The organism is Ensifer sp. EB106-03-01-XG145 (assembly GCF_058792075.1).
This window is the reverse complement of record NZ_JBYTEC010000006.1, coordinates 261559-283864: the sequence shown is the minus strand read 5'-3', so window position 1 is coordinate 283864 and position 22306 is coordinate 261559. Positions and strand designations below refer to the sequence as shown.

21 protein-coding genes are annotated in these 22306 nt (G+C 62.7%); 10 read left to right on the top strand and 11 right to left on the bottom strand.

The window, feature by feature from the left end:
• Nucleotides 1-2: 2 nt before the first annotated feature.
• From AC3WWH_RS17525 to AC3WWH_RS17515, 3 genes are read right to left on the bottom strand one after another with little or no spacing between them, the layout of a single operon-like run.
• Nucleotides 3-338 carry a hypothetical protein gene (locus AC3WWH_RS17525; RefSeq protein ID WP_058320769.1) on the bottom strand — a complete coding sequence of 112 codons (336 nt, stop codon included), beginning with the start codon at nt 336-338 and terminating at the stop codon, nt 3-5.
• Nucleotides 335-799 (bottom strand): GNAT family N-acetyltransferase, encoded by a 465-nt coding sequence (locus AC3WWH_RS17520; RefSeq protein WP_058326454.1) that lies wholly within the window; start codon nt 797-799, stop codon nt 335-337. The genes AC3WWH_RS17525 and AC3WWH_RS17520 overlap by 4 nt, the downstream gene beginning before the upstream one ends.
• Nucleotides 789-1580, bottom strand: coding sequence for an ABC transporter ATP-binding protein (locus tag AC3WWH_RS17515; protein ID WP_058320829.1), 792 nt, complete (start codon nt 1578-1580; stop codon nt 789-791). The genes AC3WWH_RS17520 and AC3WWH_RS17515 overlap by 11 nt, the downstream gene beginning before the upstream one ends.
• A 121-nt stretch (nt 1581-1701) precedes the next feature.
• On the opposite strand from AC3WWH_RS17515, the gene AC3WWH_RS17510 reads away from it, so the two are divergent.
• A complete protein-coding gene (locus tag AC3WWH_RS17510; protein WP_058320771.1) occupies nt 1702-2115 on the top strand; it encodes a cupin domain-containing protein in 414 nt (137 codons plus the stop codon).
• 129 nt (nt 2116-2244) lie between these two features.
• Here the strand turns inward: AC3WWH_RS17510 and AC3WWH_RS17505 are convergent, their stop codons facing one another.
• The 3 genes from AC3WWH_RS17505 to AC3WWH_RS17495 form a co-directional block, all read right to left on the bottom strand.
• The gene (locus AC3WWH_RS17505) at nt 2245-2790 is read right to left on the bottom strand and encodes a hypothetical protein (protein ID WP_058320772.1); all 546 of its coding nucleotides are present in this window, start codon (nt 2788-2790) and stop codon (nt 2245-2247) included.
• Complete coding sequence (gene hydA, locus AC3WWH_RS17500) at nt 2791-4245, bottom strand: dihydropyrimidinase (RefSeq protein ID WP_058320773.1); 1455 nt, start codon at nt 4243-4245, stop codon at nt 2791-2793.
• Nucleotides 4246-4327: 82 nt separating this feature from the next.
• Nucleotides 4328-5578, bottom strand: a complete 1251-nt coding sequence (locus AC3WWH_RS17495; RefSeq protein WP_093234882.1) for a Zn-dependent hydrolase — start codon at nt 5576-5578, stop codon at nt 4328-4330.
• Nucleotides 5579-5861: 283 nt separating this feature from the next.
• Here AC3WWH_RS17495 and rutR point away from each other — a divergent pair, with 283 nt between their 5' ends.
• Nucleotides 5862-6515, top strand: coding sequence for an HTH-type transcriptional regulator RutR (gene rutR, locus AC3WWH_RS17490; protein WP_057249052.1), 654 nt, complete (start codon nt 5862-5864; stop codon nt 6513-6515).
• Between the two features lie 15 nt (nt 6516-6530).
• On the opposite strand, the gene AC3WWH_RS17485 is transcribed toward rutR, so the two are convergent.
• The 3 genes from AC3WWH_RS17485 to AC3WWH_RS17475 form a co-directional block, all read right to left on the bottom strand.
• Entirely contained in the window at nt 6531-7460 is a 930-nt protein-coding gene (locus AC3WWH_RS17485; RefSeq protein WP_058320774.1) for a DMT family transporter, read from the bottom strand.
• 37 nt (nt 7461-7497) lie between these two features.
• Entirely contained in the window at nt 7498-9174 is a 1677-nt protein-coding gene (locus AC3WWH_RS17480; RefSeq protein WP_058320830.1) for an adenylate/guanylate cyclase domain-containing protein, read from the bottom strand.
• A gap of 306 nt (nt 9175-9480) precedes the next feature.
• Nucleotides 9481-10380, bottom strand: a complete 900-nt coding sequence (locus AC3WWH_RS17475) for a LysR family transcriptional regulator (RefSeq protein ID WP_058320775.1) — start codon at nt 10378-10380, stop codon at nt 9481-9483.
• 106 nt (nt 10381-10486) lie between these two features.
• On the opposite strand from AC3WWH_RS17475, the gene AC3WWH_RS17470 reads away from it, so the two are divergent.
• Nucleotides 10487-11515, top strand: coding sequence for a zinc-dependent alcohol dehydrogenase family protein (locus AC3WWH_RS17470; RefSeq protein ID WP_058320776.1), 1029 nt, complete (start codon nt 10487-10489; stop codon nt 11513-11515).
• Between the two features lie 72 nt (nt 11516-11587).
• Here the strand turns inward: AC3WWH_RS17470 and preA are convergent, their stop codons facing one another.
• A complete protein-coding gene (preA, locus tag AC3WWH_RS17465; RefSeq protein WP_058320777.1) occupies nt 11588-12901 on the bottom strand; it encodes an NAD-dependent dihydropyrimidine dehydrogenase subunit PreA in 1314 nt (437 codons plus the stop codon).
• A 20-nt stretch (nt 12902-12921) separates the two neighbouring features.
• Nucleotides 12922-14283 (bottom strand): NAD(P)-dependent oxidoreductase, encoded by a 1362-nt coding sequence (locus AC3WWH_RS17460; RefSeq protein ID WP_113399580.1) that lies wholly within the window; start codon nt 14281-14283, stop codon nt 12922-12924.
• 312 nt (nt 14284-14595) lie between these two features.
• Between AC3WWH_RS17460 and AC3WWH_RS17455 the strand changes: the two genes are divergently transcribed.
• The 7 genes from AC3WWH_RS17455 (at nt 14596) to AC3WWH_RS17425 (ending at nt 22220) form a co-directional block, all read left to right on the top strand.
• On the top strand, nt 14596-15549 hold the full coding sequence (locus AC3WWH_RS17455; protein ID WP_057249058.1) for a sugar-binding transcriptional regulator: 954 nt from the start codon (nt 14596-14598) through the stop codon (nt 15547-15549).
• Between the two features lie 198 nt (nt 15550-15747).
• Complete coding sequence (locus AC3WWH_RS17450) at nt 15748-17058, top strand: ABC transporter substrate-binding protein (protein ID WP_057249059.1); 1311 nt, start codon at nt 15748-15750, stop codon at nt 17056-17058.
• A 142-nt stretch (nt 17059-17200) separates the two neighbouring features.
• Entirely contained in the window at nt 17201-18073 is an 873-nt protein-coding gene (locus AC3WWH_RS17445) for a carbohydrate ABC transporter permease (RefSeq protein WP_057249060.1), read from the top strand.
• 5 nt (nt 18074-18078) lie between these two features.
• Nucleotides 18079-18909, top strand: a complete 831-nt coding sequence (locus tag AC3WWH_RS17440) for a carbohydrate ABC transporter permease (RefSeq protein WP_057249061.1) — start codon at nt 18079-18081, stop codon at nt 18907-18909.
• 11 nt (nt 18910-18920) lie between these two features.
• Nucleotides 18921-19925, top strand: coding sequence for an ABC transporter ATP-binding protein (locus AC3WWH_RS17435; RefSeq protein ID WP_057249062.1), 1005 nt, complete (start codon nt 18921-18923; stop codon nt 19923-19925).
• Nucleotides 19922-20695, top strand: coding sequence for an L-iditol 2-dehydrogenase (locus AC3WWH_RS17430; protein ID WP_058320778.1), 774 nt, complete (start codon nt 19922-19924; stop codon nt 20693-20695). Before AC3WWH_RS17435 ends, AC3WWH_RS17430 begins: the two co-directional genes overlap by 4 nt.
• Nucleotides 20696-20735: 40 nt before the next feature.
• The gene (locus tag AC3WWH_RS17425; RefSeq protein WP_058320779.1) at nt 20736-22220 is read left to right on the top strand and encodes a mannitol dehydrogenase family protein; all 1485 of its coding nucleotides are present in this window, start codon (nt 20736-20738) and stop codon (nt 22218-22220) included.
• Nucleotides 22221-22306 lie beyond the last annotated feature (86 nt).

Genomic DNA, 22306 nt, shown 5'->3' with positions numbered 1-22306 from the left:
CGTCACGCCTTTCCGCTTGCGGGGAACAACATCAGGCCCATGGCGAGGATGCCGAGAAGGACACCGGCGGCCTGTGTGAGGCTCAACCGTTCACCAAAGACCGCAAAGGCGATGATGTTGACGAGCACGAGTTGCACGATCGCCGAAAGCGAGATTGCAAGGCCGAGACCACCTTCGCGCATCAGCTTCACCATGATGATATTGCCGATCACGTAGAGCCCAAGCGCGAGGAAGAGCATGCCGAGGTGATTGTTCGAAACATAGGCGCGCGAGGCGGTCGCGCCGCCGAGAAAGATCGTCGTTGCCAAGAGCATCCAGAGGCCAAAGGCGAGGTTCATGCCTGCATCTCCTTGGCCTGCCAGCGATAGTGGATATCCGGCAGCTTCTCTTCGTTGTCGCCGTCCGTGCGCCGCACGACTTCGAAGCCCTGGTGCTGGTAGAAGCGCTGGGCGTCACGATTGTGTTCGAAGGTCCAGAGATTGAGTTCTTCCGGAGACAAGTCCTTGGCGGCCTGCACGAGCTGCGAGCCGATGCCGGCGCCGCGGTGAGGCGCGTCGATGTAGAGCGCCGTGACGTAGCGGTCGTCGGAAAGCGCAAGGAAGCCGGCGACGTCGTTCTTCCGCTCCGCCACGATCACCCTGCGTTCGGCAAACACCGTGTCGGCGTAGTAGCGCTCGACGTCGGCATGATCGTGCACGCGCGGCATCCACGGTGTTGCGTCGATCCAGCGGTTGAGGATGCCGGCGCAGGCGGCCATGTCGGTCCGTTCGGCCGGGCGGATCACGGCACTATTCGTCATAGCTGTGTCCCGCGCGCAGGCCCTCGCGAACGCGATGGGCAATCTCCAGGAATTCCGGCGTCTCGCGAATGCCGAGCGGGCGTTCGCGCGGCAGCGTCGATTCGATGACGTCGGTGACGCGGCCGGGACGCGGGCTCATCACCACGATCTTGGTTGAGAGGTAGACGGCCTCGGGGATCGAGTGGGTAACGAAACAGATCGTCTTGTTGGTGCGGGCCCAGAGCTTCAACAGCTGTTCGTTGAGGTGATCGCGGACGATCTCGTCGAGCGCGCCGAAGGGTTCGTCCATCAAAAGCAGATCGGCATCGAAGGCGAGTGCACGGGCGATCGAGGCGCGCTGCTGCATGCCGCCAGACAGCTGCCAGGGATATTTCTTGCCGAAGCCCGTGAGGTTGACGAGGTCGAGCGTGCGCTCGATGCGCGCCTTCTTCTCTTCCCTCGAATAGCCCATGATCTCCAGCGGCAGGGCGATGTTGTTCTCGATCGTGCGCCAGGGATAAAGCGCTGGCGCCTGGAACACGTAGCCATAGGCGCGCTGTTTGCGCGCCTCCTCGGGCGTCATGCCGTTGACGTTGATCTTGCCCGAGCTCGCCTTTTCGAGATCGGCGATCACTCTGAGAAACGTCGTCTTGCCGCAGCCGGAAGGGCCGATGAAGGAAACGAAGTCACCTTTGGCGACGTCCAGATTGACGCCGGTCAGCGCATGGACCGGTCCATCGGCGGTTTCGAAAGTCAGGCAGAGGTCCCGGGCCGAAACCACGGATGCGGTATTGGACGTCATCGGCGAATACTCATTCTGGCTGGTCTGTGTCAGACTGCTATCCGGACCGGCAACATGCAATCGCGGATTTGGGTGCGGAGCCGTTTGTTGCTGGTTTTTCAGGGAATTCTGGAGAACAGTCATGTCTCGATCATCCAATCCGGGCTGTCGCGTGGTTCGTCCCGCAGGCATGACGACCGGCCAGCAGGGGCTCAACTATTTCGAGGGCATTGCGGCGGAGACCGTAGGTGCGACTGGCCTCTGCATGCATATCGTCACGATCCCGCCCGGCGCGCGCGCCAAGGCGCATCTGCACGAGAGCCACGAGACGGCGATCTACGTGCTTTCTGGCGAGGCCTGGACCTGGTTTGGCGAGAAGCTGGAGGAACACGTCGTCGCCCGGGCCGGCGACATGGTCTATATCCCCGCCGGCATGCCGCACCTGCCGGAGAACCGTTCGAATGAGCCCTGTTCGGCCGTCATTGCGCGCACGGACCCAAAGCAATTGGAAAGCGTCGTGCTTCTGCCCGAGCTCGACGCGCTCGTGCCTGCCTGACGCCACCCGCGCCGAAGTGCCCCGCCGATCTGGCAGGACATGTCCGGTGGGACAGAGCTTTGGCGGAATGTCAGCAAGGCTGACGGATGGAGGCAGACGCAGCGATCGGGCCGGCAGCTTTTGGGCCATCTATGATCGCCCTCCGCCTGCCGTCTCTACAGAAACACCGGATCTCCCGACCTTGCGCGCGAAGTAGAAGGCTACTCCTCCGAACATGCCGCAGATCGCACAGCCGCCCAGAAACAATTGATCCGATCGACTCCCTGCCTCGCCAAAGAGACCCGTTGCTTCCACGTGTTCGGGGGCGCCTTGAAGCAGCGACGCCACATATCCCGCGAAGAGAAATGCTGCGAACGTCACCGCGACGCAGACAACACCCGCAAGGCAATGATGGTGCAAGTCGCGTCGCTCAAGCCGCTCCATGAGCCAGTAAAGGCCGAAACTCGCCGGAGCAAAGGCGACCAATGCGATGAAAGATGCGCAGAAAGGCAAAAGGATACCGGCGGGAATGAGAACCTGCAAAGGGACGCCGGCAACCGATTTGGGATCAACGATCACCAGCAGTGCAGATGCCGTATATGTGCCGGCGAGGGCAGCCGCGGCATGCAGCTGCGGGAACCCATTCTCGCGCTGATAGGCAGGCATCGGTAAAACCTTGTTCGGGTTCTCCTTCATTCAAACCCCGGTCGCCGGAATGCCGGTGCGCTGGACGGCGCGCGGTGCCGTGACTTCCTTCCAGGTCGAAAGCGCGGAGCTGACGGCCGGGAACGGATCGCGGCGGACGAATTCGCCGTGGCCTTCGCGGGTCTTGATCGCGCCTTCCTCGATCGCGACGACGCCGCGGGTCAGCGTGTAGCGCGGCAGGCCCTTCACTTCCTTGCCCTCGAAGACGTTGTAGTCGATCGCCGATTGCTGGGACTTGGCGGAGATGGTCTTGGTGCGCTTCGGGTCCCAGACGACGAGATCGGCATCGGCGCCGACGAGGATCGCGCCCTTCTTCGGGTAGATGTTGAGGATCTTGGCGATGTTGGTCGAGGTCACCGCCACGAACTCGTTCATGGTGATGCGGCCCGTGTTGACGCCATGGGTCCAGAGCATCGGCATGCGGTCTTCGAGACCGCCGGTGCCGTTGGGGATCTTGGTGAAGTCGCCGAGGCCGGAGCGTTTCTGTTCGCTCGTGAAAGCGCAATGGTCGGTCGCCACCACCTGCAGCGAGCCCGAGGCGAGGCCCGCCCAGAGTGAGTCCTGATGCAGCTTGTTGCGGAAGGGTGGCGACATCACGCGGCGGGCCGCATGATCCCAGTCCTTGTTGAAATACTCGGTTTCGTCGAGCGTCAGATGCTGGATCAGCGGCTCGCCGAAGACGCGCATGCCCTTGGCGCGGGCCCGGCGGATCGCCTCATGCGCCTGCTCGCAGGAGGTGTGCACGATATAGATCGGGCAGCCGGCCATGTCGGCGATCATGATCGCGCGGTTGGTTGCTTCGCCCTCGACTTCGGCCGGCCGCGAATAGGCGTGTGCCTCCGGACCGTTGTTGCCTTCGGCAAGCAGCTTCGCCTGGAGCTGGGCGACGACATCGCCGTTTTCCGCGTGCACGAGCGGCAGCGCGCCGAGGGCTGCGCAGCGCTGGAAGGACGAGAACATCTCGTCGTCGTCGACCATCAGCGCGCCCTTATAGGCCATGAAGTGCTTGAAGGTGTTGATGCCCTTATCCTTAACGATGGTCTCCATCTCGTTGAAGACCTGCTCGCTCCACCAGGTGATCGCCATGTGGAAGGAATAGTCGCAGTTGGCGCGGGTAGACTTGTTGTCCCACATGGTGAGCGCTTCGAGCAGCGACTGGTTGGGGGAGGGCAGCGCGAAATCGACCACCATGGTCGTGCCGCCGGCAAGTGCCGCACGCGTGCCGCTTTCGAAATCGTCCGAGGAATAGGTGCCCATGAAGGGCATTTCGAGATGGGTGTGCGGGTCGATGCCGCCGGGCATGATGAAACAGCCGCTCGCATCCAGCGTCTCGTCACCGGAAAGATTGGGGCCGATCTCGACGATCCTGCCGCCCTCGATCTTGACGTCGGCCTTGTAGGTCAGGTCGGCCGTGACGATGGTTCCACCCTTGATGACAGTGCTCATGGTACTTGATCCTCGCGATTGCGCTTCCGGCGCCCACACGGCCGCCACGAAAAAGGGCGGAACTTTCGTCCCGCCCACAAACTCATTCGACGATTTCGGCCGTTTCGACGACGGCGTGGAAGAGGACGTCGGCGCCGGCGCTGGCCCACTCCTTGGAGATATCCTCCGCCTCGTTGTGGCTGAGGCCACCGACGCAAGGGCACATGATCATCGTCGTCGGCGCCACCTTGGCGGCCCAGCAGGCGTCGTGGCCGGCGCCCGAGATGATGTTCATGTGGCTGTAGCCGAGCCGTTCGGCGGCATCGCGCACGGCGGTAACCAGTTTCGGGTCGAAGGTCACCGGTTCGAAGTGGCCGATCGCCTCGATGGAACAGCCGACGCCGAGCGGCTCGGTGATCTTTGGCGCTTCGGCCTCGATCCTGGCGCGCATGCGATCGAGCTTCTCCTTGTCGGGCGAGCGGATATCAACGGTGAAGACCACCTTGCCCGGCAGAACGTTGCGGGAATTGGGGGAGAAGACCACCTGGCCGACGCCACCGACGGCACCCGGCTGGTTCACCATGGCAACACTCTGGACCATTTCCATGATGCGGGCCATGGCGAGGCCGGCATTGACGCGCATGTTCATCGGCGTCGAGCCGGTATGGGCTTCGCGTCCCGTCAGCGTGAACTCCAGCCACCAGAGGCCCTGACAGTGGGTGACGACGCCGATGTCCTTCCCCTCGGCTTCGAGGATCGGGCCCTGCTCGATATGGTATTCGAAATAGGCATGCATCCTGCGGGCGCCGACCTCTTCGTCGCCGACCCAGCCGATGCGTTTCAATTCATCGCCGAAGGTCTTTCCTTCCGGATCCTTGCGGCCATAGGCGAAGTCCTGGCTGTGCACGCCGGCAAAGACGCCGGAGGCGAGCATGGCCGGCGCGAAGCGTGCGCCTTCCTCGTTCGTCCAGTTGGTAACGACGACCGGGTGCTTGGTCTTGATGCCGAGGTCGTTCATCGAGCGAATGACTTCGAGGCCGGAGAGCACGCCCAACACACCGTCGAACTTGCCGCCGGTCGGCTGGGTGTCGAGATGCGAACCGACATAGACGGGCAGAGCGTCCGGGTCGGTGCCGGCGCGTGTGAAGAACATGTTGCCCATACTATCGACGCCCATGGTGAGGCCGGCCGTCTCGCACCAGGACTCGAACAACCGGCGCCCTTCGGCGTCCGCGTCGGTCAATGTCTGGCGGTTATTGCCGCCAGCAACGCCAGGGCCGATCTTGGCCATTTCCATAAGTGAATCCCACAGGCGGTCGGCATTGACACGCATGTTCTCGCCAGGTGCAGCCACGGCGGTCTCCTCATCTTTTCAGGGCCTTGCCTCAATCGGCGCGCCCTTATGTTCCCTTGGTCAAATCCAGGCTTGGTTTTTTCTGGTGCCCTTCGATCAGCCGTTGCCTTTGGCGGTGAACTGGCTGATAATTTGACCGGTTGGTAAACATTACAACTTCCATTGCGGCACTCAAGCCGGAAAAGCAAAAAAACGAAGTTGTTGCCCAAGAAGATGGCGAGGCCGGAAATTGGGCAGATCGGTTCTTGCGCGGCGAGGCGCGCGGGGATCGCCAGGGGGACAGATGGTACTACCGAGAGCGGCCAGGACCCAGAGGCGGACACGCATCCAGGAAGAGAAAGAAGAGCGCATTCTGGAAGCGGCGCTTGAAGTCTTCTCCGCCAATGGTTTCCGCGGCGCGACCGTCGACCAGATCGCCGAAGTGGCGGGCATGTCGAAGCCCAATTTGCTTTATTATTTCCGCACGAAGGAAGCGATGCACCGGGCGCTGATCGACCGGGTGCTCGATACCTGGCTCGATCCCCTGCGCGAGTTCAATGCCGAGGGAAATCCGGTCGCCGAGATCCGCAGCTACATCCGGCGCAAGCTCGAAATGGCCCGCGACTATCCGCGCGAAAGCCGGCTCTTCGCCAACGAGGTGCTGCAGGGTGCTCCGCATATCGAGGACGAGCTCAAGGGGCCGTTGAAGGCGCTGGTCGACGAGAAGGCGGAGGTGATCCGCGCCTGGGCGAAAGCCGGCAAGATCGCCAAATGCGACCCCTACCACCTGATCTTTGCGATCTGGTCAACGACCCAGCATTATGCCGACTTCGACGTGCAGGTACGCGCCGTGCTTGGCCAGGGCAATGCCGGCGAGGGACGGTTCGAAGACGCAGCGCGCTTTTTGGAGCGGCTCTTTGTCGACGGGCTGCAGGTCAGCGAGCAGCCGGCGGCCTGAGCCGCCCGCACATCTTCAATCGGGCAGCAGCGCCATCAGGAGCAGGCCGCAGGCCGTGGTCAGCGCGCCGGCCAGAACCGGCAGGCTGGTCCAGCCGTGGCCGAGCAGCCCTTCGAGCAGAATGATGAAGCTCGGCGTCAAATAGCCATAGCCGAGCACCTTGGATGCCGGCAGCCGCATCGAAGCATATTGCAGCAGCAGGAAGGTGATGGCGGTGGTGACGACGGCGAGATAGAGGACGGCGACCCAGACGATCGCGGGAAGCGCTGTAAAGTCCGTGGTGATGAGACCGATGCCACCGGGCACCAGCAGCCAGGGCACGGTGAAGACCGCGACCCAGAAGCCGAAGGCGAAGGGGTTTTCCTGTCGGCCGAACTTGCGGATCAGCGGCACATAGATCGCGTGGCAGACGACGCCGACGAAGAAGATTAGCTCGCCCTGGCCGATATCGAAGGCAAGGATCGCCTGGATATTGGCGCGGAAGATCACCCAGACGGCGCCGAGGGCTGCGATGATGAGGCCCGCGAGCACGCCCGGGCGCGTGCGCTGGCCGAGCAGCAGATAGGCGAAACCGGCGCTGAGCAACGGCATCAGGGTGAAGACCGCGCCGGTGGAAACCGGGTTGGTGAATTCCAGCGCCTTGAACATCGTCAGCATGTAGACGGCGATCAGGCCGCCGAGGATCACGAAGCGCCACGATTGCTTGGGGAAGTGAAAAGGCACGCGCGCATAGCCGAAGGTCATCAGCCCCAGCACGATGACAGTCAGCAGATAGCGCCAGAGCGTCAGCGGTCCGGCGCCCATGTGCTGGGTTGCAAGACCACCGAAAGAGAAGGAACCGGCGATCAAAATGGCAAAGCTCATCATCGCCAGATGTGCCCTCAGCTTCTCGATGCCTTTGGCGTGAACCTGATGGGGCGTTTTCGGGGATACGTCCTGCTTCATTCACGATTCCGGGGAGTATGAGGGCGGGGATACCAACCTAAGCGTTTGACGGCGTTGGTTGCAAGGCCGCGGAGATTCGTGCGGCATCCTCGACGATCCAGGTTTCGAGCGTCGCCTGCCGGCCGCGCAGGCCGATGTCCAGCCGCTCATGGCCTTCGATCACGAGACCCGCCCGGTTGACGAGTTCGGCGGAGACGGCGAGCTGCACGTCATGCTCTTTGGCGAGGCCCTCCAAGCGGCTGGCGGTGTTGATCGTGTCGCCGACGGCCGTCAGCGACGTCGCCTGGCCATAGCCGATCTCACCGATGATGGCGGGGCCGGAGTGCAGCCCCATCGCGATGCGCAGCGGTTCGTCGAGTTCGCCGCGGAAGGTCTGATTGAGCGTCTCGATACCCTTGGATATGCGCACGGCGGCGGCGAGCGACTGCCGGCAGGCCTCGGTATAGGAGCTCTTGAGGCCGAAGATCGCGAGCGCGCCATCGCCGATGAACTTGTCGATGACGCCGCCGGAATCCTCGACCGCTTCGCCCACCATCTCGAAGTAGCGGTTGAGCAGGAACACTGTGTCGAAGGGCAGCTTGTGTTCGGCAATGCTGGTAAAGCCGCGCATATCGCAGAAGAGCACGGCGATGCGTCGCTCCCGGCCTTCGCCGCCCTCGCGTCCGATCTGTTTCTTGATACCGAGGCTGTCGCTGTCGAGGATCGGCACGACGGTCACGTTGTGCACAGGGCGGAACTGGCAGGCGAGACGGACATTGTCGGGCGCGCCGATACGGGTCAGCGTCGCAAGCTCGGCGTCCTCAGGGGCAGGCTGGTCTTCCAATCCCTGGATGACGCGGACGCGGCAGGTCGAGCAACGCCCGCGGCCGCCGCAGACCGAGACATGCGGGATACCGGCGGCGCGGCTTGCTTCCAGAACGCTGAAGCCGAGATTGACGGTCGCGGTCCGGCCATCTGGATAACGGACGCGAATGCGGCCACCCTTCGGCATGGCCCGCAGCAGGAAGGTGCCACCGATCAGCCCACCGAAACCGAGATAGAGACCGAGGCGGATGTCCTCGAGAAGCGTGAGATCGACCGCCGGCTTGGTGTAGGCCCTGTCGCCGTAGCCACCGTGTTCTTCATAGTTGCTCTCGATCGAGCGGGCGCCGCTGACGAAGCCGAGCAGCGCGAAGATCGGCACGAGGATTGCGACCGTGTAAAGCAGGATTTCATAGCGCGGGAACCAGGGGCGACCGCGCATCCAGAACCAGGCGCCGAGGCAACCATGGCCCCAGACGAGCAAGAGGGCGACCGATTGCCTGATGGCGTTAACCGAGTTCGACCAGAGAATCCGGAGCATGTCCGGGTAATCCGTATCGACGCCTGTGAAGAGCGGTTCGACGCGCGCGGCGGTAACATGGCCGATCAGCAGAAACGGCAGGCTGAGACCGAAGATGATCTTCAGCGCTTCGCGCGCCGGCATTCTGAGGGTCTGCCGGCGGTAGATGCTTTCAAGCGCCATGGCGAAATGCAGCAGCAGGGCGCCGTAGAGGAGCACCGTGCCGGGGACGCTGTGCCAGATGAGATTGAAGGCCTTGCGGGCGGTTTCCATCGCTTCGATGGAAATGAGACCGAGCGAATGGTTGAAGAAATGGGCCAGCACGAACGAACCGAGTATCGCCCCGGAGACGAGGTGCATTCGCTTGCGTCGGTTGGCCGAAATGATCGTCAAGCAAAAGTCCGGCTCTGCCGGAGCTTTGTCCGGCCGCAGTTTCAAAACCGTCGGAAGATGCGTCGCCAATCCCTGATCGAACGTCGCGCACCCCCGTGTGAGTTCTCCCTTATTATCCAGATCGCGCGGGCCGACAACTTACCATTTTTACACAATCTGTTTCGTTTTCGTGTCCTGTTCGTTATCGGCGGGGAACGCTATTCAGCGGGGTTCGGTGCCGGAGTTCGATCGGGTTGGCCTGCATGTCGAACTCCTCATGCTTTTGGCTTGTGATGGCGGCGCCGGAAACAGCGGCCACCGCTTGCTTCATTCCATCATGGCCGGCAGGCGTGCGGCAAGCGTATCGATGAGCAGCCGCAGCTTTGGCGGCATGTATTGGGTTTTCGGCCAGACGACATAGGCGCCATAGGAGAGCGCCGGCGCATCGGCGAGAATCCGCACCAGCGAGCCTGAGACGATGCGATTGCCCGCGAGCCAGCATGGCAGCCAGGCGATGCCGAAGCCGTCGGCTGCGGCATCGGCGATTGACGTCAGATCGTCGAGCCGCAGCCGCGCCGGCGGCGTGATGGTCCGCACCTGACCCGTCTTTACTGGAAAGGACCAAGCGAGCGGCTGTCCGCTGCGCCGATAGAGGATCGCCTGATGCGACATCAGGTCATCGATCGTTCCAGGCGTGCCGTTTGCTTCAAGATAGGCCGGTGAGGCGCACACGGTCATCCGCTGGTCGGCGATCTTTCGCGTCATCAGTTCGGGTTCGCTACGCAGTGGACCGGTGCGGATGGCAAGATCGAAGCCGTCCTCGACCAGGTCGACGTTGCGATCACTGAAGTTGAGGTCGAATTCCAGGCGCGGGTGCAGCCGCAGCAGTTCCGACAGCAGCGGCATGATGCATTGGCGGCCGAAATGCACAGGCATCGACAGGCGCAGGCGGCCCTGGATCTCCTGTTTGCCCGATTCCAGCAGCGCCTCTCCGGCTTTGATTTCGCCGAGCGCCCTCAGGCAGTTTTCGTAGAAGAGCTGGCCTTCGTCGGTCAGGCTCTGGGTGCGGGTAGTGCGATGGAAGAGGCGAACGCCCAGCCTCTGTTCCAGCTTGGCGACCGTTTTGCCGACTGCCGAGCGCGACAGGTTGAGCCTTTCGGCCGCTGCAGAAAAGCCGCCGGCTTCGGCCGCTTCCACGAACACCGAAACTCCGTTCAGGTAGCTCATATTTGTATCCCTAGTGGAACCAATATGGCGAAATGATATCGCAACTGGAGAGATAAATTCAACGCTATGGTTTCTTCATCAGATCAAACCGATGAAAGGAAAGACCATGGCAAGACTGATGAAGGAATGGACGATCGATACGTTCGGCGCCTCGAACCTGAAGGTCACCGAGCGGCGCGTTCCTGAGCCGGGTGCGGGCGAGGTGCTCGTTCGCACCACCGCCTTGTCGCTCAACTTTCGCGACAAGCTGGTGCTGGAAAACGGCATGGGCATGCCGCTCGTCTTCCCCTTCGTGCCTGGGTCCGACATGGCCGGCGTGGTCGAAGCGGTCGGCCGCGACGTCACACGTTTTCAGCCGGGCGATCGCGTGATTTCCGTCTTCGATCCGACCTGGATCGACGGTCAGAAGCCGGGGACCGCCCGTCATCCGACGTCGTTTGCGCTTGGGGGCCTCAACCCGGGTGTTGCCTCCGAATATGTCGCCTTCCCAGAGGACTGGTTCGTGAAGGCACCTGAGAGCCTCGACGATGGCGAGGCGAGTACCTTGCCCTGCGCCGGTCTGACCGCCTGGTTCGCTCTGGTCGAGAGGGGACATCCGAAAGCCGGCGACCGCGTCGTCGTGCAGGGGACCGGCGGTGTTTCACTGTTCGGGCTGCAGATCGCCAAGGCGCACGGGGCCGAAGTGATCGTGACATCAGCCAGTCAGGAAAAGCTCGAACGTGCGCGCGCGCTTGGAGCCGATCATGGCGTAAACCGGCTGTCGGAAGACTGGGCGGAGCGTGTTCTCGAGATTACCGGCGATGATGGCGCTGACCATATCCTCGAGCTCGCCGGTGGCGCCAATCTCGGCAAGTCGTTGCAAGCGGTGGCCGTGCAGGGGCGGATCTCTATCATCGGCGTGCTCGAAGGCGGCGAGATCTCGGCGCCGGCGCCGTTTGTCCTGTTGAAGTCGCCGGTCATCCAGGGCATCGGCGTCGGCCATCGCCGGGCGCTGGAAGATCTGGTCGGCGCCATCGACCGGACCGGGATCAGGCCGGTCATCGATGCCCGCTACCGGTTCGCAGAGTTGCCCAAGGCGCTGACGCATCTCGATCGCGGGCCGTTCGGCAAGGTGGTCGTCGAGTTCCAGGGTTGAAAGACAAAGCCGCCGGATGGATGTCCGGCGGCTTTGCTTGATGCAATCGCGGGCGAACCCGCTTGGGCGCCCTTACTCCGCGGCCTGGCGGGCCATCGGGTTGTTCGGGTGGGTCGTCCAGTTGGCGTAGTTCGGGTCGACCGGCTTGCCGGTGCGCTGGTCGATCGTGCCGGCCGGCAGTTCTTCCATGGTGATGCAGTTCTCGACCGGACAGACGCTGACGCAGAGGTTGCAGCCGACGCACTCGTCTTCCATTACCTCGAAGTGGCGCACGCCATTGACGAACTGGGTGATCGCCTGGTGCGAGGTGTCCTCGCAGACGATGTGACAGCGGCCGCACTTGATGCAGGAATCCTGATCGATCTTGGCCTTGGCGATATAGTTGAGGTTCAGATACTGCCAGTCGGTGACATTCGGCACGGCGCGGCCGGTGATGTCGTCGAGGTCGCGGTGACCCTTGGCATCCATCCAGTCGGAAAGGCCGGAGATCATTTCCTGGACAATCTTGAAGCCGTAGGTCATCGCCGCGGTGCAGACCTGCACGTTGCCGGCGCCAAGCACCAGGAATTCGGCCGCGTCGCGCCAGGTGGTTATGCCACCGATGCCGGAGATCGGCAGGCCATAGGTTTCGGGATCGCGGGCGATTTCGGCGACCATGTTGAGTGCGATCGGCTTGACCGCCGGGCCGCAATAGCCGCCATGAGTGCCCTTGCCGCCAACCGTCGGGTTCGGGGCGAAGTTGTCGAGATCGACTGACACGATCGAGTTGATCGTGTTGATCAGCGACACGGCGTCGGTGCCGCCGGCCTTGGCGGCGCGGGCCGGCTTGCGGATGTCGGTGATATTCGGCGTCAGCTTGGTGATGACAGGCATGCGCGTGTACTGCTTGCACCAGCGCACGACCATCTCGATATATTCCGGCACCTGGCCGACGGCAGCGCCCATACCGCGCTCGGACATGCCGTGCGGACAGCCGAAGTTGAGCTCGATGCCGTCGGCGCCGGTTTCTTCCACCAGCGGCAGGATCGCCTTCCACGCCTCTTCCTCGCAGGGCACCATGATCGAGGCGATCAGGGCCCGGTCCGGCCAGTTCATCTTGACCTGCTTCATTTCGCGCAGGTTCACATAAAGGTCGCGGTCGGTGATGAGCTCGATATTGTTGAAGCCCAGCAGCCGGCGGTCGGCACCCCAGATCGCGCCGTAGCGCGGTCCGTTGACGTTGACGACCGGCGGTCCTTCTTCGCCGAGCGTCTTCCAGACGACGCCGCCCCAGCCCGCCTTGAAGGCGCGCTCGACGTTATAGGCCTTGTCCGTCGGCGGCGCGGATGCCAGCCAGAACGGATTCGGGGATTTGATGCCGACGAAGTTATTGCGAAGATCAGCCATTGGTTTCTCCTCCCGATCCTTTAGGCAACTGCGCTCGCATGCGGCGCTGCCGCGGCGAGGGCCTGGTTGATCGATTCAGCCGCATCGCGGCCCATGGCGACGGCCGAGACGGTGAGGTCTTCGCCGCCGAGCACGCAGTCGCCACCGGCCCAGACGTTGTCGATCGAGGTTCGCCCTTCGGCATCGGTGACGATACGGCCGCCTTCAAGCTGCAGGGCGCCAAGGCCGCTTCCGAGGAAGCTCTGGCCGATTGCCTTGAAGATCTGGTCGGCGGCAATGATACCCGTTTCGCCGATCGCCGTCAGCTTTCCGTCTTCAAGCGTGGTGTATTCCAGCTCGATGCCTGCGACCTTGCCGTCCTTTTCGGCAATGCGCTTCGGCTGCAGCCAATGGCGGATGGTGACGCCCTTGGAGGTGGCGAGATCCTGCTCGAACCCGGAGGCGTTCATGTGCTCCTTGCCGCGGCGATAACAGATCGTTACCTCTTCGGCGCCGAGCAGCTTTGCCTGGACGGCGGCGTCGATCGCGGTCATGCCGCCGCCGAGGACGACGACACGGCGCCCGACGGGGATGTCGGCCTTCGTCTTCGACTGACGCAGCGCTGCGATGAAGTCGACGGCATCTTCGACGCCCTCGGCGTTTTCGCCTTCCATGCGCAGGGCATTGACGCCGACGAGGCCGAGACCGAGGAAGACGGCGTCATACTGCTCGGAAAGCTCGGCAAGGCTGAACTCCCGGCCGAGTGCCTGGCCGTTGCGAACCTCGATGCCGCCGATCGACAGCACGTAGTCGACTTCCTTCTGGGCGAAGTCGTCGACCGACTTGTAGGCGGCAATGCCGTATTCGTTGAGGCCGCCCGACTTCGGACGGGCGTCGTAGATCACGACGTCGTGGCCCTTGACGGCGAGCCGATGGGCCGCCGCCAGTCCCGCCGGTCCGGCGCCGACGACGGCGACCTTACGGCCGGAGGAAGCGGCGCGGGTGTAGAACTGCTTGTTCTCCTTCATCGCCACGTCGGTCGCATAGCGCTGCAGGCGGCCGATCTCGACCGGGCGCTCCTCGGCGGTGTTGCGAACGCAGGCCTGTTCGCAGAGCGTTTCGGTGGGACAGACGCGGGCGCACATGCCGCCCAGGATGTTCTGGTCGAAGATCGTCTTGGCCGATCCGATCGGGTTTCCAGTCGATATCTGCCGAATGAACAGCGGGATATCGATGGAGGTGGGACAGGCTGTCATGCACGGCGCGTCATGACAGAAATAACAGCGGTCGGAAGCGACGAGGGCCTCGTGCTTGTCGAGCGGCGGATGGAGGTCGGAGAAATTGCTCTCGTACTCCCCGAGCGGCAGGCGGCCGCCGAGGATCCCAGATTGTGTCGTTCCCATTTTTGGCTCCCAATGTTTTCTCAGGATGATGGAACGGTAACACGCTTTATTTTTTTATCAAACGGTAAAAGTTTGCGGTCGAAATCACCGGAAAGCCTTGTGATCCCGGGCTTTTCTGCCGGCGCGCCAAGCCATTGTTCTTGGCCGATGTTTGACAGGACAGGACAAATAGTGGCAGCAAATTAGAGCGGGATGAGGAATGGTGTTTGCGGTTTTTCGGCCGCTCCCCGCTCTAACTTAAGAGAATCGATCACGATGTCTTTGGGGAGTTCGACCCAAAATCATCGTCATTCGGGGGAACGGAGAACAGGCATGGCGCGCAGGGGCGAGGCGAACAACAGGCTTGATGATGCCGCCCGGGCGGGCTGGCTATACTATGTCGCCGGCCGCACCCAGGACGAGATCGCGACCGTCATGGGGATTTCGCGCCAATCGGCGCAGCGGCTCGTTTCTCTCGCCATGTCCGAGCGGCTGATCAAGGTTCGGCTCGACCATCCGATCGCCGCATGTCTGGAGGCGGCGGCGGGCCTGCGCGACAGATACGGGCTGAAGCATGTGGAGGTCGTGCCGAGCGATCCGGGGTCGACCTCGACGACCGTCGGCATTGCCGAGGCGGGTGCTGCCGAAATCGAGCGCTGGCTGAAGTTGCCGGAGCCGCAGGTGTTGGCGATCGGTACCGGACGCACGCTGAAGGCGGCGGTCGACCAGCTGCCGCCGATGGAATGTCCGCAGCACCGCATCGTTTCGCTAACCGGCAATATCGGCCTCGACGGCTCGGCCGCCTATTACAACGTCATCTTCAGCATGGCCGATGCGGTCAAGGCGCGGCATTTTCCGATGCCGCTGCCCGTGCTCGCCGCCTCGCCGGAGGAGAGGGAAGTGCTGCACAGCCAGAGCCTGGTTCAGGTGGCCCTGAAGCTCGGCGCAGAAGCCAATGTCGCCTTCGTCGGCGTCGGCGAACTCGGCCCGGACGCGCCGCTTTGCCAGGACGGGTTCCTGGCGCAGGACGAGATGGCCGGTCTTACCAGAGCTGGCGCGGCCGGCGAAATCTGCGGCTGGATGTTCGACCATGACGGCGTATTGCTCTCCGGCAGCTTCAACGAACGCGTCGCTTCGGTGCCGCTTCCCTCGCGGGACAAGGCGTCGGTGATCGGCCTTGCCAAGGGGCGGCGCAAGTACGAAGCGCTGTGGGCGGCCGTGAAGGGTGGAATCATCAACGGTCTTATCACCGATGAGGCGACGGCGCGCTATCTGCTCAACGCCTGATCGCAAAGAGCGCGTCCGTTAAAAGGCCGGCCCAGCGCCGGCCTTTCGCACTTGCGTAAAGAAAAAATCGGCAATCAAAACAATCTTCTAATGTTTCTGTGTGCGGCGCAGCAACGATTGCGCATTGACAATTTGTCATGAGAAGTGAGTAATTGCCCATGAGCGAGGCAAATGCTCAATTCTTCTGGGAGGAAGTCGATGAACTTGAGAACTTTCCTGCTGGGCACGTGCTCGGCAGTCGCGCTGTCGGGTCTGGCCCAAGCAGAAACCCTGACGATCGCGACCGTGAACAACGGCGACATGATCCGGATGCAGAAGCTGACGGAGGATTTCACGTCCAAGAATCCGGACATTCAACTCGAGTGGGTGACGCTCGAGGAAAACGTGCTGCGCCAGCGCGTGACGACCGACATCGCCACCAAGGGCGGCCAGTACGACATCATGACGATCGGCACCTATGAAGTGCCGATCTGGGCGAAGCAGGGCTGGCTGCTGCCGCTCGACAATCTCGGCGCCGACTACGACGTCGACGACCTCCTGCCGGCGATCCGCTCCGGCCTGACCATCGACGGCAAGCTCTATGCTGCGCCGTTCTACGGCGAAAGCTCGATGGTGATGTACCGCAAGGACCTGTTCGAGAAGGCGGGGCTCACCATGCCCGACGCGCCGACCTGGGACTTCATCGCCGACGCGGCGCGCAAGATCACCGACAAGAACAACGAACTCTACGGCATCTGCCTGCGCGGCAAGGCCGGCTGGGGCGAGAACATGGCCTTCCTGACGGCGACCGCGAACGCCTTCGGCGCCCGCTGGTTCGACGAGAACTGGAAGCCGCAGTTCGATCAGCCGGAATGGAAGAACGCACTCGACTTCTACGTCAAGCTGATGAACGACGCCGGACCGCCCGGCGCTTCCTCGAACGGCTTCAACGAAAACCTGTCGCTGTTCCAGACCGGCAAGTGCGGCATGTGGATCGATGCGACGGTTGCGGCCTCCTTCGTCACCAACCCGAAGGAATCGACCGTTGCCGACAAGGTCGGCTTCGCGCTCGCTCCGGACACCGGCCTCGGCAAGCGCGGCAACTGGCTCTGGGCCTGGAACCTCGCGATCCCCGCCGGCTCGCAGAAGGTCGCTTCGGCCGAGAAGTTCATCGCCTGGGCAACCGGCAAGGACTATCTGAAGCTCGTGGCTGACAAGGAAGGCTGGGCGAACGTACCTCCGGGCACGCGAACCTCGCTCTACGCCAACCCCGAGTACCAGAAGGCGGCGCCGTTCGCGAAGATGACGCTCGACTCGATCAACGCGGCCGATCCGAAGAACCCGGCCGTCAAGCCGGTGCCCTATGTCGGCGTGCAGTTCGTGGCGATCCCTGAATTCCAGGGTCTCGGCACGGCGGTCGGCCAGCAGTTCTCGGCGGCCCTTGCCGGTCAGATGAGCGTCGACGATGCGCTTGCCAGCGCCCAGAAGCTGACCGAACGCGAAATGACCAAGGCCGGTTACATCAAATAGCGCTCCCAAGGGCCCGGGGTGCCGGCCGCAAATGGCTGGCGCCCCGGTAATTCCCGGAGGCGGCCACTGGGCTCGTGCGGACAAACGCGCCGGCCCGGCCCGATCTCGAAACAGCATTGAATTCCTTCATTGGGGGGACGCCATGGCGACCTTGCACACCCGCTCCGCCGCGCGGCTGATGATCGCGCCTTCGGTGCTTCTGCTTCTGGCCTGGATGATCGTTCCGCTGGCCATGACCATCTACTTCTCGTTCCTGCGCTACAATCTGTTGATGCCGGGGATGGAGGAGTTCGCCGGCTTTTCGAACTACAGCTACTTCCTCACCGATCCCGCCTTCTTCCAGGCGATCTTCAACACGCTCGCGATCGTGCTCGGTGTGCTGTTCATCACCGTCGTCGGCGGCATCGCACTGGCGCTGTTGCTCGACCAGCCGATGTTCGGGCAGGGGATCGTGCGCATCCTGGTGATCGCGCCGTTCCTGATCATGCCGACGGTCGCCGCACTCGTCTGGAAGAACATGTTCATGAATCCGGTCAACGGGCTCTTCGCCTGGGTGGCCAAGCTCTTCGGGCTGCAGCCCTTCGACTTTCTCGCCAATGCACCGCTGATGTCGGTGATCCTGATCGTCGCCTGGCAATGGCTGCCCTTTGCGACGCTGATCCTTCTGACGGCCCTGCAGTCGCTCGATGAAGAGCAGAAGGAAGCCGCACAGATGGACGGCGCCGGCGCCTGGAGCCGCTTCATCTATCTGGTGCTGCCGCATCTCTCGCGCGCCATCACCGTGGTGATCCTGATCCAGACGATCTTCCTGCTCTCGGTCTTCGCCGAGATCCTGGTGACGACCAATGGCGGGCCGGGTACGCAGAGCACGAACCTCACCTTCCTCGTCTATGCGCAGGCCCTGCTGCAGTTCGACGTGGGCGGCGCATCCGCCGGCGGCATCATCGCCGTCATCCTCGCCAACATCGTCGCATTCTTCCTGATGCGCATGATCGGCAAGACGCTGGAGGCTTGAGAACCATGGCACGCAATGTCTCCACCCAAAGAAAGATCGTCGTTACCGTCGTCGCCTGGACGATCGGCATCCTGATCTTCTTCCCGATCCTCTGGACGTTCCTGACGAGCTTCAAGACCGAGGCCGAGGCGATCGCCTCGCCGCCGTCCCTGTTCTTCTTCGACTGGACGACGGAGAACTATCACGAGGTGCAGAGCCGATCGAATTACTTCCTGCACTTCATGAACTCGGTCGTCGTCTCCTTCGGCTCGACGCTGATCGGCCTGATCATCGCCATTCCGTCCGCCTGGGCGATGGCGTTCTCGCCGACCAAGCGCACCAAGGACGTCCTGATGTGGATGCTCTCCACCAAGATGATGCCGTCGGTCGGCGTGCTGGTGCCGATGTATCTGATGTTCCGCAACACCGGCCTGCTCGACACCCGTACCGGCCTCGTCATTGTGCTGACGCTGATCAACCTGCCGATCATCATCTGGATGCTCTACACCTACTTTAAGGAGATCCCCGGCGAAATCCTGGAGGCCGCCCGCATGGACGGCGCCTCGCTCTCCAAGGAGATCATCTATGTGCTGACGCCGATGGCGATCCCCGGCATCGCCTCGACGCTTCTGCTCAACATCATCCTCGCCTGGAACGAGGCGTTCTGGACGCTGAACCTCAGTGCCGCGAAAGCCGCGCCGCTGACTGCCTTCATCGCCTCCTATTCGAGCCCCGAAGGCCTGTTCTACGCCAAGCTCTCGGCCGCCTCGACCATGGCGATCGCCCCCATCCTCATACTCGGCTGGTTCTCGCAGAAACAGCTCGTACGCGGCCTCACCTTCGGCGCGGTCAAATAAGGGATACGACAATGGGAAGCATTACACTCAGCAAGGTTTCGAAGGTCTTCGGCGCCCATGCCGTCATCCCCTCGATCGACCTCGACATCAACAATGGCGAGTTCGTCGTCTTCGTCGGCCCGTCCGGTTGCGGAAAGTCGACGCTGCTCAGGCTGATCGCCGGCCTGGAAGATGTCAGCGACGGCGACATCGTCATCGATGGCAAGAACGCCACCGAACTGCCGCCGGCACAGCGCGGCCTGTCGATGGTGTTCCAGTCCTACGCGCTCTATCCGCACATGAGCGTGCGCTCGAACATCGCCTTTCCGCTGAAGATGGCGGGCGAGGACAAGGCCGTCATCGACAAGAAGGTGTCGGATGCGGCGCGCGTGCTGAACCTTACCGATTATCTCGACCGCAAGCCGCGGCAGCTTTCCGGCGGTCAGCGCCAGCGCGTCGCGATCGGCCGGGCGATCGTGCGCCAGCCGAAGGCCTTCCTGTTCGACGAGCCGCTGTCGAACCTCGATGCAGCGCTTCGCGTCAACATGCGGCTGGAGATCAGCCAGCTGCACCAGGACCTGAAGACGACGATGATTTACGTCACCCACGATCAGGTGGAGGCCATGACCATGGCCGACAAGATCGTGGTGCTCAATCGTGGGCGCATCGAGCAGGTCGGCTCGCCGCTCGACCTCTACCACAAGCCGGACAATCTGTTCGTCGCGGGCTTCATCGGTTCGCCGCGCATGAATATCGTCACTGGTCCTGCGGCTTCTGCCTATCAGGCGCATACGATGGGCATCCGCCCCGAGCATCTGGCGCTCTCCAAAGATAGTGGCAGCTGGCAGGGCACGGTCGGCGTCGCCGAACACCTCGGCTCCGACACCTTCCTGCACGTCAATGTCGACGACGGCATCGGCACGGTGACGGCGCGCGTCAGCGGCGACTTTGCCGTCACCCACGGCGATCGCGTGTTCCTGACGCCGGACCCACAGCGCGTCCACAGGTTCGACGACAAGGGGTTGGCAGTGCGATGAGAAGGCTCGAAGGTAAAAGCGCGCTGATCACCGGGTCTGCGCGGGGGATCGGCCGTGCCTTCGCGGAGGCTTATATCCGCGAAGGCGCCACGGTCGCGATCGCCGACATCAATATCGAACGGGCGCGGCAGACGGCCTCCGAGATCGGTGCCGGCGCCTACGCGGTCGAGATGGACGTGACGCAGCAGGCATCGATCGATGCTGCGATCGCGGCGGTCGTCAGGCAAGCGGGCGGTCTCGATATCCTCGTCAACAATGCAGCACTCTTCGACCTTGCGCCGATCGTCGAAATCACCCGCGAAAGCTATGACCGGCTGTTTTCGATCAATGTTGCCGGCACGCTGTTCGCACTGCAGGCGGCCGCAAAGCAGATGATCGCCCAGGGCAGGGGCGGCAAGATCATCAACATGGCGAGCCAGGCGGGACGCCGCGGCGAAGCGTTGGTCGCGATCTATTGCGCCACCAAGGCGGCGGTCATCAGCCTTACCCAGTCGGCCGGCCTCAACCTCATCAAGCATGGCATCAACGTCAACGCTATCGCGCCCGGTGTGGTCGACGGCGAGCACTGGGACGGCGTCGATGCGCTGTTTGCGAAATACGAGAACCGCCCGCTCGGCGAAAAGAAGAAGCTGGTTGGCGCGGAGGTGCCCTTCGGCCGCATGGGAACGGCCGAGGACCTGACCGGAATGGCGATCTTCCTCGCGTCAGCCGAGAGCGACTACGTCGTCTCGCAGACCTACAACGTCGACGGCGGCAACTGGATGAGCTGAGCCTGCGCCAGCCGGTGAAGCCTCGAAAGGATACGGGATCATGACGACCAAACTCTCACTTGCCGCCCTCGACACGATCAAGGCCAAGGCCGGCGTGCCGAAGTACGACCGGTCGCAATTGACGGCGGGCATCGTGCATTTCGGCGTCGGCAACTTCCACAGGGCGCACCAGGCCGTCTATCTCGACGATCTCTTCAATGCCGGCCACGATCGGGACTGGGCCATCATCGGTGCCGGCGTACTTGCCTCCGACGCGACGATGCGCGCGAAGCTCGCGGCACAGGATTTCCTGACGACGGTCGTCGAGCAGGACAACAACCGCACCGGCGCCCATATCACCGGCGCGATGATCGACTATCTGGAACCAGGCGACATCCCGGCGATCGTCGCGAGGCTGACCGATCCGGCGATCCGCATCGTGTCGCTGACGATCACCGAAGGCGGTTATTTCATCGATCCGGCGTCGGGTGTATTCAACCCGACCCATCCGGCAATCGTCGCCGACGCGCAGAACCCGGCTGCTCCGAAGACGGTATTCGGACTGATCGTCGCCGGCCTGAAAGCGCGCCGCGACAAGAACGTTCCGCCCTTCACCGTGATGTCCTGCGACAACATCCCAGGCAATGGCGAAGTCACCCATGCGGCGGTTGCGGGCCTCGCACGGCTCGTCGATCCGGCATTTGCCGATTGGATCGATGCCAATGTCGCTTTCCCGAACGGCATGGTGGACCGGATCACGCCGGCAACCGGCACGCGTGAAATCGGCATTGTCGCCGACGACTACGGCATAGAGGACGCCTGGCCGGTGTTCTGCGAGGAGTTCAAGCAATGGGTGCTTGAAGACCATTTTCCGCTCGGCCGTCCGGCGCTGGAGAAGGTCGGCGTCCAGTTCGTGCCCGACGTCGCGCCGTACGAGCACATGAAGATCCGCATCCTCAACGGCGGTCATGCAGCGATCGCCTACCCGGCGGCTCTGCTCGACATCCATTTCGTGCATGAGGCGATGGAAGAGCCGCTTATCCGTGCCTTCCTTGCCAAGCTTGAACATGACGAGATCATTCCGGTCATTCCACCCGTGCCAAACACCGATCTTGGCCATTACTACAAGCTGATCGAGACGCGCTTCTCCAATCCGAAGATCGGTGACACGATCCCGCGGCTGGCGCAGGACGGTTCCAACCGCCAGCCGAAATTCATCCTGCCCTCGACGGCCGATCGGCTCGCGCGCGGCGAAGATGTCGTCGGCCTATCGCTGGTTTCGGCACTGTGGTGCCGCTACTTCGCCGGCACGTCCGACAGCGGCAAGGCGATTGTCTTCAACGACCAGAGCGCTGACCGGCTGAGCAAGGCGGCGCTTGCTGCCAAGAACGATCCGGTCGCCTTCCTGGAGCTCGGCGATATCTTCGGCGATGTCGCGCGCTCCGATCTCTTCCGCCGCCGTTTCAGCCATGCATTGAAAACCCTCTGGGAAAAGGGTACGCGCGCTACGCTCCAGCTTTATCTGGACGACAAGCTCACCGCATAATTCCCCTGGATCAAATCGACCCAGGGCCAGATTATGCGCCAATTCAAAGTGTTACAGCGACCTTGGCGCGCCTTGAATGTCGCGCG